This window comes from Occallatibacter gabretensis, from assembly GCF_001449115.1.
Taxonomy (GTDB): Bacteria; Acidobacteriota; Terriglobia; order Terriglobales; family Acidobacteriaceae; genus Telmatobacter; species Telmatobacter gabretensis.
The window spans coordinates 390228-404142 of the sequence record NZ_LAIJ01000010.1; the positions used below are offsets into that span (position 1 = coordinate 390228).

Sequence of the window (13915 nt, forward strand, 5' to 3'; positions counted from 1 at the left end):
GTCGCTAGTTGACCGTGACCGAGAGGTTGACAGATTGTGAAGCCACTCCCTGCACGGACGGCGTCGCCGTAACAACCAGCGTGGAACTGCCCGTTGTTGCAGTCTTATAACCGGAACCGCCGCAACCGCTGAGTCCCGCAAGACCGGCGATTGAAGCCAATCCAAGCACCAGCATCAGCAACTTCGACAGCTTCTTTCTTCGCATCGGAAGAATCAACCCGAAGACACAGGCCAGGCTTAGTCCGCCCGCCGCGCGTCCCCACATGGAAGCGGGATGATTCTCCGATTTCTGGACTGAGCTGACAGTCACAGAAACCGAAGCGCTCTGGCCCGCTGCAAGCGTCAGACTTGTGGGTGAAACCTGTGCTGTAAGCCCGTTGAGCGGTCCAGAGACGGCGAATGCAACGTTGCCCGAGAACGTGCTGTTCGCGGTTAGAGTCAATGCGATCGAACCAGCCTGTCCTCGAGTGAGCGATAAAGTGCCCCCGCTCGATTGGAGAATGAAGTTCGGTGCGGGCGCAGACGGGGCGCCTGTGACCGTGAAATTCACCGTTCCTGCGTTGACTGACTGATTGAAGTTTGCGTCGCCGCTGTAAGAGGCAGTAAGCGTGTGGCTGCCAGTAGCAAAATTTGATCCAGTGAAGGTAGCTCCGCCGGCAACGACTTCGGCGATTCCTACCACTGAGCCGTTCTCACTGAAGAGCATCGACCCGCTTGGTGTTGGGCGATACTCCATCGTCGGTTGCACGGTGGCATTGATAACAGCGTTGTCGCCCACCGTGATGCTCGGCGCTCCAGCACTGAGACCAATTGCCGTGCCGCCCTGGTTCAGCAGCAATCCCGGCACGCCATAGTACGAATCGATCACGACGTCGAGCGCGCCATCCTGCAGATAATCGCCAGGGTACAGGCTTGCAGCCGTCGGAATCTGAGAGGCGTATGGCTTTCCGAAGGTGCCGTCACCGTTGCCTGGAAGCAGTTGAAGGCCGTAATAGTCGCTCGTCTCGTCAACAGGTGCATACTCGCTATAGAGCAGATCGAGTACACCGTCGCCGTTAAAATCAGCAAGATATGCGTCGGTGGCTTCACGTCCCGGCTCGTAGAGAGTCGATTCGAAAGACGGCTGTGCATAGCCCGTGCCATTGTTGAGGTAGACAAATGCTCCCGCCTGGCTCGAATCCAGATCACCATTTGACAGCGATCCTTCTGACAGCAGAACTAGATCCTTTTTGCCGTCATTATTCAGATCACCCGCAAGCACCTGGAAGATGATGTCGCCGGTTTGTATGACTTGCGCCTTTGTCGGATCAAAGACCCCGCTCCCAGTCCCATAGATAACCGAGACCTGTGCTGGCGCTGACGAACTGCCCGCGTCGGTATATACCAGATCGGCTTTGCCATCGCCATCCAGATCGGTAACTGCGGCCGTCAGCAACGACGCACCTGCCGCGGTAAACTGCATCGGCTTGAAGGTGCCATCGCCATTGCCCAAAGCCACGTAAATGCCGGAAGTCGAAAGAATGGCATGTGAGAAATAGTTTGACAGCGATTGTGATACCGCAACAATATCCAGCTTCCCATCGCCGTTCACATCGGCAATGGAGATTCCTCCTAAGCCAACCTCAGTTGTGGTCGTGCCTGGGTCAATGACGACAGGACTCTGGAATGTTCCATCACCGTTTGATAACGCAACAGCGAGCTCCTGTGCAAGTGATGTACCACTGCCCGAGCTTGTCAGGTACAAGATGTCCTGCAGCCCATCACCATTAAAGTCGCCGGTGACTCGAGCGATGCCCGTAAGGCTCAAGCCGCCCGGGCTTGCCGGAATGCCCGGCTTGTAGGTGAAGTTGCCCTTGCCGTCGCTGATCGCCGCCAGGTACGGGAACGGCCCGCTGCCCATCTGGTCCAGCACAAGCATGTCCATCTTGCCGTCGCCGTTCAGATCCAGTGCCAGCACGGGGTCGAGCGCCTGCGGGAAGGTGTTAGGGTCGCTCAGCGGAACCGGCGAAGTTGCCGCCGCAAAGCTGCCATTGCCGCGATTGATGAAGACCCATGCGCGGTCATAATCAGCGTTGCCTGAGTCGACGAGGGCGAAATCCGGGTGGCCATCGTTGTCGAAGTCCGCCATCGCGAGGTTCCAGCCGGGAAGATTATTCCCGTATGGCGCTGAAGCTTGATTGGAGGTATAGACCGCTGTCGTGTTTGCAAAGGTGCCGTCTCCATTGCCAAGGAAGACCGCCGTGAAATACGTGTCCTGATCGATGAAATCCGGCACACCATCGCCGTTCACATCCACCACGGCCCAGCCGGCAGGATTCAGCGCAAAAGTAGTGATCGCGACCTGCGGTTCACCGAAGGTGCCGTCAGGCTTGCCAAGTGCGGAGTAGACATAATCGTCGTTGAAGTTCAGCGTGATGTCCGGATAGCCGTCGCCATTGAGATCCGCAAGGCTCAGGCCACCTGAAGAGTCAGTGATCTCGCCGTAGGAGGCCGCGAAGTCCGCTTCTGCAGTCGGAGTGGTATTGAACGTGCCGTCTCCGTTGCTGGCCAGCGCAAACACACTGGTACCCACCAGCAATCCGGAGTTGAAGTCGTCATACGCCTGGCCTTCAAACACCAGGTTGAGCTTGCCGTTCAACGTTTGGAGCAGTGCGCTCTCGTTAGGTAATCCAATATCGTAGGCGCCAATCGTTAATACGCTCTGCGGAACACTCGTCGTATTGAACTTGCCGTTGCCAAGACCTGCAAAGGTCTGCACCGTGATCGTGCTCCGATTGTTTACGTCGTCGTAAACGCTGCTCAGGCTGACGATATCCGGAATCTTGTCCCCGTTTACGTCGCCGATCACGAACGAGCCTATGTCCTCGTAGCTGCTTGCCGCGATGGAGAGTACAGTGGGGGCTGCGAAGGTGCCGTCGTGGTTGTTATGGAAGATGTAGAGGCTCTGCGCGGTGGCAACAAAGTTTACCCACGGCTTGGCCACGATGTCTGGATAGCCATCGCCGTCCAGATCCGCCGCTGCCGCACCGATGAACTGATGGCCATTGCCGACAGTCGTGATCGGCGCGCCAAAGTGACCTTTGCCATCATTCAACATCACGTTCAGGCTTCCGTTGCCATCGAGCGTTACAAGATCCTGCGAGCCATCCTTGTTGAAGTCGGCTGCCAGGGTCACGAGAATGCCGTTCGTGCCATCATTCGGCAGCTGAATCGCCTGATAGGAGGGAGCCGCAAGGAAGCCGCCAAAATTGTGAGTTGCCGTCAGGGCGGGCTGATCTGCCGCAGCTGTTTTAGCGGGCTTCGCCTTGGCTTTGGTCAACCATTGAGAGTGCTGAGGCAAGCGCGGGCTCTGCTGCGCTGCCTGCCCATTGCCGGACTTTGCGGCAGAAGCGGTAATAACACCACGCCCGGTCCACTTACCTGCTGTGGTGCGTGCGCGCCGCGCTGTAGCGTGTGGAATCGGCGAGTAGCGGGGAGCGATCATATGCTCGGAAGCCGATTTCGTTTGCGCCGACGCCGCAAACGAAAATGTCAGCAACAGCGTCAATAGGAAGCAGAGGGCATTCGATGCATGGGTATGGGACTGGCGCGCGTTTGCGTTTAGCTCAGACAATAGCGCCGGATGCGCGGCTCCGGCCGAATGCGCAGTACTTCGTTGAGTCTTGTTTGCTCTCACAGCACCTCCTGGAAATACAGCTTGGCAACGTCGTGTAGCGGGCAAGGGTAGTGACCTTTGGCTCGCTGAACGCTGGAAAAATTTGGATTGATTGGGAATTATAGGTTATCCGGCCAGCGACTTACAGCGTGGCCCCATAACGCAGGCATGCTAAAACTGCGCTGATTATCGCAGCGGCTCGTGAACCAAACGGAAATTGCTTGCGAAACAAATGGTACAAATTCGCACGATAGTATTGTTGCCCTTTTAGAGATTGATCAGGGGTTAGGACGAAGATTATCGTCCATGCTGTTCGGCGTCCAATGAGAAGTTTGAATTGTCGTGATACGTTTTACGCATGGACATCGAACTCAGGCTATTGCAGTGTGCGCTAAAGCTTGCTGAGCACTGTAATTTTGCGCGCGCAGCCAAGGCGCTGCACATGTCGCAGCCGTCTCTCTCCCGCAACATCCAGGAGCTCGAACGCCGCCTCGGAGTTTCGCTTTTCACGCGTAGCCAGCATGGCGTAGAGCCCACGGCGGGAGGATTAATCCTTCTCGAACATGCAGACGGAGTGCTAGGACGCGCTAGCGACCTGGTGCATGAAATGAATCAGCTGCGCGGATTGCAGAAGAGTGAGCTGAGCATTGGCGCAGGAGTCTATCCGGGGCAAATGTTTCTTGATCGCGCCCTCGGGCAACTCGTGCGCCGTCATCCGGCGGCGCGTCTGTCGATTGTCTATGACAATGCTTTTCAGCTCCTGCCGCGTTTGCTCAAGCGCGAGTTCGACCTCGCGGTCATGCATCTCTCAACGCCAGATGCCGGCCAACAACTCGAAGTGACAAAGCTCAAACCTCACCCGTTGTTTTTTTCAGTGCGTGCCGAACATCCATTGTTGCGCCACGGCCAAGATATTTCTCTCTCAGAGATTCAGGAGTATCCGCTTGCAGCGACCAATCGACTGCCCGCCAATTTGGTTAAACGTTTCAGAGCTGCTGTGCGGCAACCCAAAGCGAAGCTGGCATCAGAATCTGTTCCCTCCATCGGCTGCGATTCTGTGGCGATGATCCGCACAATTGTTTCAGAGTCGGATGCGGTGGGCATTCTGCCGCTCAACGTCCTACTTCCGGAGGTTAACGCGGGCGCGCTTGCAGCTTTACCCTTCATGGAGCCGTGGGCAAAACCTAGCTTCTCAATCGTTCGCTTGAAGAGCCGGATCCTTTCGCCGCTCGGCATAGAACTCAGCCGTCTTATTACCGAGGCAGATGAAACGCTCGCAGAGTGGGAATCGCACAACATCGCAGCCGTCTTCGACCACAAACCGTCACGCAAGAAAGCCAAGGGAATATAAGCCGGCAAACGCCTGAATATCAGTACCGGGCGTCGGGTTCCGAGTATTGTTTTTTGCAAGGATCTTCAGCGCATTAAATTCGCTGACGTTGAAAGCCCTCGCATCCGAAGGATGCGAGGGCTTTTTTGAAGCTAAGGTCTTTAAAATCATGGTGCGCCCGGAAGGATTCGAACCTCCGGCCTACTGATTCGTAGTCAGTCGCTCTATCCAGCTGAGCTACGGGCGCAAAGTGAATTGAAGTTCAGAAATGAACTTCATCCAGAGTACCAAGGAATCGGTCCGGACGCAACGCCGAGGGCCTGGTGGCAAGCCTCTCTCGTTGAGGTCGAATGCTAAGCCTTGGCGGGTTCCGGTGTCGCCGCTGGCTCTGGCGGTGGAGGAGGAATAAGGGGCAGCTCCTCGGCAATATCGAGTCCCGCACGCCGCACGAGCGCTGTCACCGTAGCGGCATTCAATCGCGTGGCGTCATACTCCACGCGCACCGTCTGCGCCGCACGGTCAAACGCCAGGTGACGGATGCCGTACACCTCGCGCGCCGCCGATAGCGCAAACAGCACAGCCTCTGTCGGCTGCGCGGCGTAGCGGTAGAGAATCTCCACTGTCGTCATGGCTTGATGATACTAGAGGTTCTTGAGATAGGACCGGATCTCCGGGTTTGTCCAGTCCGGATCGCCCACAATCTTGCGTCGGATTACGCCCTGCCGGTCAATGATGTACGTCTCCGGCCATCCCTCGGAGTGGTAAAGCTTGGCGGCTGTTTCATTCGGATCCCATACTGTAGCCATATCAATATGGTGCCGGACCAGAAACTCCCGGTAGGCATCTTCATGCTCGTCGACGCTCACGCCCAGAATTGCAAGATCCGGTTGTTCGTGATGCAGCGCCTCCAGCCCCGGCGTCTCCTGAATGCAAGGTCCGCACCAGCTTGCCCAGAAGTTCAGCACCACCACCTTGCCGCGATAGTTGGCCAGATGAATCGAGTCCTTGTTGTCCGTAACCGTGAAATCCGGTGCCGCCTTGCCCACCTGCGCTGGATGCGCACCCCGGCTGCATCCGCAGAAGAGTGTCAGGACAGCCGCACACAGAAAGGAGAGGCCTGAAAGACGGGAGACAATACTACGGGAGCGCACGTTTTTATAATACTGAAGTAGAGGAAATAGCAGAAACAACTGCGTCGAACTATGGCGAATGATCCTGAGGAAAACGGAGAAAGCCAGAGGACAGGCGGCTTCAGGCCTGTTCTAGGTCTTTCCGACGAGCCGATCGAATGGCATACGCGTCCCGGAACGGTCTTTGACCAGCCCGAACCCGATCCGCTTATTGAGCTGACCGTCATCATCCCCGCACGCAACGAAGAAGATTGCATCGGAGCCTGCCTTCAGTCGCTCGTCACCCAGTCTGAGGATGTTTTTCAGCTTGTCCGCGACTGGGAGCTGATTGTCGTGGATGACGACTCAACCGATCATACCGCCGAAATCGCCCGCGGATTCCACGGCGTCACGGTTCTTAAGGCAGGTAAATTCCAGCCTGGGGCGAAGCGAGGGGAATCCGCGAAGCAACAGAAATTCTGGACCGGCAAATCCAACGCTATCTGGACCGCTGCACGGAAGGCGCGCGGTCGCTGGCTGCTATTTACGGACGCAGATACGATTCACGAGCCCGGCAATCTGTACCGCAGCATCCATGAGGCTGAGCGGCACAAAGTGGGGATGCTCAGTTACTCCCCCCGCCAGATCGTGACTGGTTTCGCGCAGCGAGCGCTCATGCCGCTCATCTTCAGTGAGCTGTCGCTGGCTTATCCGCCGGCAAAGGTCTCTGACCCGAACCAGCGGACCGCAGCAGCCAACGGACAGTTTCTGTTGGTTGAGCGTGAAGCTTACCGTCGTATCGGAGGCCATGTCGCCGTAAAGAATCGCGTGCTGGAGGACGTCGAACTGGCTTTCCTGGCCAAGCGGCGTAAAGTGGGCCTGCGCTTCCGTTATGCCGGCGAAGCGGTATCTACGCGCATGTATCGTTCTACGGCCGCCATGATAGAAGGCTGGACCAAAAACCTCGCATTGCTCTTCAACGATTCGCTGGTGCTGGCGGCTTGGCGTCTTCTCGATCTGGTATTGATGATCGTGCTGCCAATTCTTGCCGCGGAACTGTGGGGTGCGCGCTTTACGCCCAAAGGAATACAGTGGCTTGCTGCCGGATGGGTCCTCGCTCTTCTCTGGGTACGGACGCTGTTCCGGTTTTATGTGCGCGTGGCAAAGTCGAACTTTCCTGCCACTGACTGTGCTCTCGCGCCCCTGGGACTGCCGCTGATGATCTTTCTGCTCTACCGCAGCTGGTTTCAGCACCGCATTCTGAAACAGGTAAGCTGGAAGGGCCGAACATACTCGCAATGAGCCTGCTCTGCGGGGCAATTGCATTGTTATGAACCTGATCCGTACGCCGGATCATCTCTATATTCGAGGCTTCCATGATCTTTCTTACACGGCGCGCCACCTTTTCCGCCTCACACTACTACTGGAATGAGGCATGGTCTGCTGAGAAGAACGAACAGGTCTTTGGCCGCTGCGCCAATCGCAACGGCCACGGGCACAATTACACGCTTGAGGTCACTGTTGCCGGTGAGCCGGACGCGCAAACTGGCTTTGTTGTCGATCTCAAGTGGCTCAAGGATGTGATTGAACATGAAGTGCTCTCCGCCTGGGATCATCGTCATCTGAATCTTGAAGTGCCCGAGTTCGCCAAGGACATCCCGACGACCGAAAATATCGCTATTGCGGCATGGAGGCGGCTGGAGCCTGCAGTGAAGGCTGCCAAGGGAGCAAGCCTGAGTGCGATTCGCGTTTATGAGACGCCAGAAATATTTGCCGAGTACCGAGGTGGACTGTGATGGTAAGCGCGGGGAAGGCATACTTTGGCCGCAGATACATGCTCAGCGCCAGTCACCGGCTGCACAGTGATTCACTTACACCGGAAGAGAACCGCGCAGCGTACGGCAAATGCAACAATCCGCATGGCCACGGGCATAATTACACGATTGAAGTACTTGTCGGCGGCGAAGTGAAACAGGCAACGGGCATGGTCATAAACCTGGCGGATCTGGATGAAACAGTAAGAGCACTTGTGATCGATCGCTTCGACCACACAAATCTGAATCTTGATCCTTTGTTTGCCTCCGTAGTTCCAACGACGGAAAATTTATGCAGCATTGTATTCGGCCTTTTGAAGGAAAATTTGCGCGCAGGCAAGCTCGCATCCGTTCGCGTGGAAGAGACAGAAAACAATTTCTTCCAGTGCTTTGATGCGCCATCTATAGCTGGTGCTATAGCAGCGTAAGTACGAGTGTTGTACAGAAAGGAACATCTCACATGGCGCAGAGTGCGGCGGTAAGCAAATCGATGCTGAAGGCTTTTGTAAAGCAGAGTGATCTCTCAGAGTTCAGCACAGAAGACCTGCATCGTGAGATTCTGCGCCGCATTGGAGAAGATCCCGAGCGTGATGGGCTGCTTGCGACGCCAAAACGCGTCGAAAAATCCCTGGCATTTCTCACCAAGGGATATTGTGAGGATCCCAACGAAATCCTGCGCGGAGCGCTCTTTGATGTGGATTACGATGAGATGGTCATCGTGAAAGATGTAGAGATGTTCTCGCTCTGTGAACACCATATGCTGCCATTCTTTGGCAAGGTGCACGTCGCATACATCCCTAAAGGCAAGGTCATCGGGCTAAGCAAGATTGCACGTCTTGTTGAGGTCTTTGCGCGGCGTCTGCAGGTGCAGGAGCGCATGACGCGCCAGATTGCCGATGCGATTCAGGAAGCCATTGAGCCGCACGGCGTTGGAGTTGTGATTGAGGCTCGTCACCTCTGCATGATGATGCGCGGCATCGAAAAGCAGAACTCCTCCACCGTGACCTCGGCAATGGTAGGCTGCTTCCGGCAGAAGGAGACGCGTTCGGAGTTTCTCTCGTTGGTGCGGCAAACGGGAACAAACACGATCTGACCACCAGCCGGTGCATCGGCTAAAGTAAACAAGTGAACGGCCTGCTTGTGATCGACAAACCAGGAGGTATGACGAGCCACGATGTGGTGAGCCGCCTTCGCAGGATTACAGGCGAGCAGTCCATCGGGCATCTGGGCACTCTGGACCCAATGGCGACCGGCATCCTTCCGCTGCTACTGGGAAAGTTCACACGCCTGGCGCAGTATTTCTCTTCGGCAGAAAAATCCTACACAGGCACCATCCGTTTCGGATTTGCTACGGACACCTATGATGCCGAAGGTGAACCGGCGTCTGCAGCTATACATCCTGAATTGACGCTTGAGCAGGTCCGCCAAGTCGCAGCACGCTTCTTCGGAACCATGCAGCAAATGCCTCCGGCCTTTTCTGCGAAAAAGATCGCCGGAAAACCTGCCTATAAGCTGGCTCGCGCCGGCAAGCAAGTGGAACTGAAGCCTGCGACGGTGCATATTGAGTCTTTCGAGATCACAAAGCTGGATGGCGATCAGGCCGCTTTTACGCTGAGCATCAGCGCCGGAGGTTACGTGCGCTCTATTGCTCACGAGATGGGGCAAACGCTGGGCTGCGGAGCACACCTAAGCAGCCTGCGCCGAACCCGCGCAGGTGTCTTTACCCTCTCTGAGGCGCACAAACTCGATGAACTGCAGCAGCTTGCTGGAAACCTATCCGCCATGGAGGAGAAGTTCGTGCATCCGCGCAGCCTGCTGCCTGAGATGCCGGCCATAACTGCGGACGCGCCGACTTTGGGTCGAATGCGGAACGGCAATCAGGCCAATCTCCCGGAGTTTTCGTCAGCGCCGCTCGTGAAGGTCTTTGCAGCGCAGCGGGATCTCGCCGCAATCGCACGACGCGTAGCCGGCACGCTGTTTCAGCCCGTCGTCGTTTTGAGATGAATTTCAGTTTTTGCGAAGAAGAGGCGTCAGCGTAGGCATCAGCGTGTCGGCAATAATTTCAGATCCCTTTGCCGTGGGGTGAATGCCATCCTCCTGCAGAGTGCCCGGCACATGGGCCAGATTCTTGTAAAGCATCGGAATGAACGCGACATGGTGTTTCGCTGCTAACTCCCGGAAGATAGCCTCAAAGGATTGTATGTAGTCGGAGCCATAATTTGGCGGCAGCGTAATGCCGGCCAGCAAAATTTTGATGTGCGCGTTCGCAAGCGCTGTAAGGATCAGGTCGAGATTCTGTCGGGTCACATCGAGCGGCAGGCCGCGAAGCCCATCGTTGCCCCCGTATTCCACGATGACCACATCCGGGTGTAATGCAAGAACAGTATGCAGGCTGGCAACGGCATCTTTCGTAGTAGCTCCCGGAGTTCCTTGATTGTCTACCTTGTAGTGGTATCCGCTGTGTGCCAACCTCCGTTGAAGCGCTTCAGGATAGCCCTGACCGGACGGCAGGCCGTATCCTGCCGTAATGGAATCTCCAAGGCAGACGAGGGTTCGCTGGTCCGCCGCAAATGACGGGCGAAGCAGTACCAGCAGAGACAATGAAACGAAGAGTGCGCGCCGAACGTCCACCACGACAGTGTAAAACCAGAAGCAGGGAACCAGGGCGCGCAAGCTGCGTATTCTTATTTGACCCCGAAACGGAGTTTTCTTTGATTGAAGTCCGGAATGCCAAGAAAGTCATTCAAAACGGCGCTCGGCGAGTCGAGATTCTGAAAGGAATTTCGCTCACAATTCCTGCAGGCCAGTTTGTGGCAATCGTAGGCGCCAGTGGAAGCGGCAAGAGCACCTTGCTTGGTTTGCTGGCCGGTCTGGATTCGCCCAGCTCCGGCGAGATCTGGCTGGATGGCGTGCCTATTCATAATCTTGAAGAAGGGCAGCTTGCCGCGGTGCGAGGGAACAAAATCGGCTTTGTCTTTCAGTCGTATCAACTCATTCCCACGCTTACGGCGCTTGAAAATGTTTTGTTGCCATTCGAGCTGAATTCAAGCGGGAACGGCTTGGACAAGGCTCGCAGCCTGCTCAAGTCTGTTGGCCTGGCAGAGCGGATGGATCACTATCCAATTCAGCTTTCCGGTGGCGAACAGCAGCGCGTTGCCCTCGCGCGGGCCTTTGTAGTCGAGCCGCCGATTGTGATGGCAGATGAGCCCACAGGAAACCTTGACTCCACGAATGGACGCCTCGTTCTCGATCTGCTTCTTGACCGCAACAAACGTGCGGGAACGACTCTTGTACTGGTAACGCATGACCCGGAAGTGGCGGCCATGGCGGATCGCAAGATTGTTCTCCGCGACGGTCAGATTGTTGAAGACACACTGCCTCATGAGCCCCTGGCAGAAGAGCAGGCGCAGCATGGATAGACCTCGATTAAAGAAGCGTCCCTTGAGTTGGAAGCGTGCGGCCGGAATTGCCTGGCGCGACCTGAAATCGGCGCCGGGAAAGTTCATCTTTGTCGTTCTCTCGGTAGCAATCGGTGTGGCCGCGCTGGTGGGCGTGCGAGGCTTCAGTGATAGCTTTCGCAGCACGCTCGGCGCGGAGGCACGCTCGCTGATGGGCGGCGACCTGAATGCGCGAATCTTCGGTGCTCCAACACAGGATCAATTAGGCAAAATCGATGCGATAGAAAAGAAGATTCCCGGCAGCCGTGGAACATGGATTGTCGAAACTATCTCGATGGCTTCCGCGCCACCGGATCCTGTGCCTCTGCTTGTCAGTCTCAAAGCCGTTGATCCAGCGGAATATCCATATTACGGCTCCGCGGAGCTGGAACCAGCCATGTCTATGCAGCAGGCGCTCGCAGGCGATTCAGTGGTTGTAGCGGACGAGTTCCTCATTCGGCTGAATGCGCATGTGGGCCAGACGTTGCGGCTCGGCGGAAAGAATTTCCGCATCTCAGCTGTACTCAGCCAGGAACCAGATCGCATGAGCGCTGGAGCGGGGATGGGGCCGCGCGTCATGATCTCTCGCGCGGGACTGGATAGCACGCATCTGCTTGCTCCCGGCAGCCGCGCCAGTCAGCGGCTTCTATTCAAGCTGCCTGCCAATCTCCCTTTGAGCGTTACGCCACAATCCGTTCGGCACGATCTGGAGAGCGCACTGCCGGACGCGCAGGTGATGGATTACCGTGAAGGCAATCCCGCGCTGACAGATGGCCTGGATCGAGCGACGGCAATCCTCTCGCTGATCTGTCTGGTCGCCATGGTACTCGGAGCGATTGGCGTAGCAATGTCCATGCATGCACATCTTGAACAGCGCATGGATATGCTCGCAATTCTCAAAGCCATCGGTGCAAATTCTGCCGACCTGCTGCGCATTTTTCTTCTGCAGACGTTGGGGCTTGGTTTTGCAGGCGCGCTGTTTGGAGTAGCTGCGGGGCTTGGCGTAATGGCAGTTCTGCCGGCAGTATTCGGCAAACTGCTGCCGGTGCATGCGGTATTCTCTTTTCCCTGGCGCTCCATCGGTGCAGGTCTTGGAACGGGCTTGTTAACTACATTGCTCTTCTGCCTGCCTCCTCTGCTCGATGTGCGAGGCGTGCGTCCGGTTCTCGTGTTGCGGAGACTTGTAGAGCAGGATGCAGAGGGAGTGCGTGGACTAATCTCACGGCTCTGGTCGCGCAGGCTGCAGCTTTTGCTTTCGCTCGTTGTGCTTGCTGCTCTGGGCGGCATTGCCTGGGCACTCTCGGATTCACCCGCAGTGGGTACAGTGTTCGCTATTGGTCTCGCAACGGCTCTTGCTGTCCTGCTCGCTCTTTCTGCAATCACACTACGCACACTGCGCTTCCTTCTGAACCGTGTGCGGCTTCACATTCCCTCTTTTCTTCGCCAGGGACTGGCAAATCTCTATCGCCCCGGCAATCAGTCCGCGTCGGTGCTTGCGTCACTTGGCACAGGCGTCATGTTGATTCTCGCGGTGTATCTGATGCAGTCCGCCATTTTGCATGAGATACATGAGACGGTATCGCCCAGGTTGCCCAATCTTTTTGTGGTGGACGTTACGACAGAAGAAGCAGGCGCCTTCAAGACCTTCTTCGATCGTCTTCCGGGGGTTACGGAGCCGCTCGACCTGATGCCGGTGGTTCGGGGCCAGTTTGTTTCCATCAACGGCGTTTCGCTGGAGCAGCTTCGCGGCCAGCATTTTCCGCTACGAATGCTGGAAAATGCGGATCTGAGCTGGGCAAATACACCGCCTGCGGGAGACAAAATATCGCAGGGCAAGTGGTGGTCCTCGCAGGATGCACAGGAGATTGCCATCGGCGAAGGAGCAGCGCAGAGGTTGCACCTTGGCGTCGGTTCTTCAGTTGAGCTATCGACCGCTGTGAATGGAACCCACAAGCTGAAAGTAGCAGCGATTTACAGAGCAGACGGACAGCACCTTGGCGCGCGCGTTCCGTTTGTTCTGCCTTCAGAGTTGCTTAAAGGCGAAACAGCCACATGGTATGGCGGCGCGCATATTGACCCGCGGCAAGTGGGAAATATCGAGCGTGCTCTCTTCGCGTCCTATCCGACGGTCTCCACGATCAATCTGGCGGACGTGCTGAATCGCATTGAATCCGTTGTCGATCAAATCACATTTGTGATTCGATTTCTGGCCGGTTTTTCCATCTTTGCCGGGTTGATGATTCTCGCTTCCTCAATCGCCAGCACACGCTTTCGCCGGATGCGCGAAGCTGTAGTGATGAAAACACTGGGAGCGACACGAATGCGGATTATTCGCACCTTCAGCGTGGAGTTCAGTGTTCTGGGCCTGCTCGCCGGGCTCGTGGGCGCCATCTTCGCCAATCTTCTCACCGAGCGCTTGCTGCATAGAATGCAGATCTCATTCCACATTGAGTGGATCGCCCTGGCCACGGCACTGATTGGCACTGCCATTCTTGCTACGGCCACAGGCTGGCTTGCGAGTTATCGCATCCTGGGTCTGCGGCCGCTTGAAGTATTACGCGAGGAGTAGG

General features: G+C 56.4%; 12 protein-coding genes, 1 tRNA gene and 1 pseudogene. 9 read left to right on the top strand and 5 right to left on the bottom strand.

What is annotated here, in order from left to right; translation table 11 throughout:
* Positions 1–4 precede the first annotated feature (4 nt).
* Complete coding sequence (locus VO84_RS17855) at positions 5–3676, bottom strand: FG-GAP-like repeat-containing protein (RefSeq protein WP_157439983.1); 3672 nt, start codon at positions 3674–3676, stop codon at positions 5–7.
* Between the two features lie 337 nt (positions 3677–4013).
* Between VO84_RS17855 and VO84_RS23380 the strand changes: the two are divergent.
* Together VO84_RS23380 and VO84_RS17860 are read left to right on the top strand one after the other, a co-directional pair.
* Positions 4014–4190: pseudogene (locus VO84_RS23380) on the top strand (helix-turn-helix domain-containing protein); the annotation flags it as partial.
* Positions 4191–4262: 72 nt separating this feature from the next.
* Positions 4263–5006, top strand: coding sequence for a substrate-binding domain-containing protein (locus VO84_RS17860; protein WP_231738045.1), 744 nt, complete (start codon positions 4263–4265; stop codon positions 5004–5006).
* Between the two features lie 149 nt (positions 5007–5155).
* On the opposite strand, the gene VO84_RS17865 is transcribed toward VO84_RS17860, so the two are convergent.
* The 3 genes from VO84_RS17865 to VO84_RS17875 all read right to left on the bottom strand — a co-directional run bounded on the left by VO84_RS17865 (position 5156) and on the right by VO84_RS17875 (position 6136).
* Positions 5156–5232, bottom strand: a tRNA-Arg gene (locus tag VO84_RS17865).
* Positions 5233–5338: 106 nt separating this feature from the next.
* Positions 5339–5614 (bottom strand): hypothetical protein, encoded by a 276-nt coding sequence (locus VO84_RS17870; RefSeq protein WP_058189096.1) that lies wholly within the window; start codon positions 5612–5614, stop codon positions 5339–5341.
* Between the two features lie 12 nt (positions 5615–5626).
* Positions 5627–6136, bottom strand: coding sequence for a TlpA family protein disulfide reductase (locus tag VO84_RS17875; RefSeq protein WP_157439984.1), 510 nt, complete (start codon positions 6134–6136; stop codon positions 5627–5629).
* Positions 6137–6187: 51 nt separating this feature from the next.
* On the opposite strand from VO84_RS17875, the gene VO84_RS17880 reads away from it, so the two are divergent.
* From VO84_RS17880 to truB, 5 genes are all read left to right on the top strand, one after another.
* Positions 6188–7396, top strand: coding sequence for a glycosyltransferase (locus tag VO84_RS17880; RefSeq protein WP_082662132.1), 1209 nt, complete (start codon positions 6188–6190; stop codon positions 7394–7396).
* A gap of 74 nt (positions 7397–7470) precedes the next feature.
* The gene (locus VO84_RS17885) at positions 7471–7890 is read left to right on the top strand and encodes a 6-pyruvoyl trahydropterin synthase family protein (RefSeq protein ID WP_058189097.1); all 420 of its coding nucleotides are present in this window, start codon (positions 7471–7473) and stop codon (positions 7888–7890) included.
* 38 nt (positions 7891–7928) lie between these two features.
* Positions 7929–8336, top strand: coding sequence for a 6-carboxytetrahydropterin synthase (locus VO84_RS17890; protein ID WP_231738047.1), 408 nt, complete (start codon positions 7929–7931; stop codon positions 8334–8336).
* A 62-nt stretch (positions 8337–8398) separates the two neighbouring features.
* Positions 8399–9001 carry a GTP cyclohydrolase I FolE gene (gene folE / locus VO84_RS17895; RefSeq protein WP_058189375.1) on the top strand — a complete coding sequence of 201 codons (603 nt, stop codon included), beginning with the start codon at positions 8399–8401 and terminating at the stop codon, positions 8999–9001.
* Positions 9002–9033: 32 nt separating this feature from the next.
* Complete coding sequence (gene truB / locus VO84_RS17900) at positions 9034–9912, top strand: tRNA pseudouridine(55) synthase TruB (protein ID WP_058189099.1); 879 nt, start codon at positions 9034–9036, stop codon at positions 9910–9912.
* A gap of 3 nt (positions 9913–9915) precedes the next feature.
* Here truB and VO84_RS17905 read toward each other — a convergent pair whose 3' ends face one another.
* Positions 9916–10539 carry an arylesterase gene (locus tag VO84_RS17905; RefSeq protein WP_231738049.1) on the bottom strand — a complete coding sequence of 208 codons (624 nt, stop codon included), beginning with the start codon at positions 10537–10539 and terminating at the stop codon, positions 9916–9918.
* 80 nt (positions 10540–10619) lie between these two features.
* Between VO84_RS17905 and VO84_RS17910 the strand changes: the two genes are divergently transcribed.
* On the top strand, positions 10620–11327 hold the full coding sequence (locus tag VO84_RS17910) for an ABC transporter ATP-binding protein (protein ID WP_058189100.1): 708 nt from the start codon (positions 10620–10622) through the stop codon (positions 11325–11327).
* A 22-nt stretch (positions 11328–11349) separates the two neighbouring features.
* On the top strand, positions 11350–13914 hold the full coding sequence (locus VO84_RS17915) for an ABC transporter permease (protein WP_231738051.1): 2565 nt from the start codon (positions 11350–11352) through the stop codon (positions 13912–13914).
* The last annotated feature ends 1 nt before the right edge of the window (position 13915 follow it).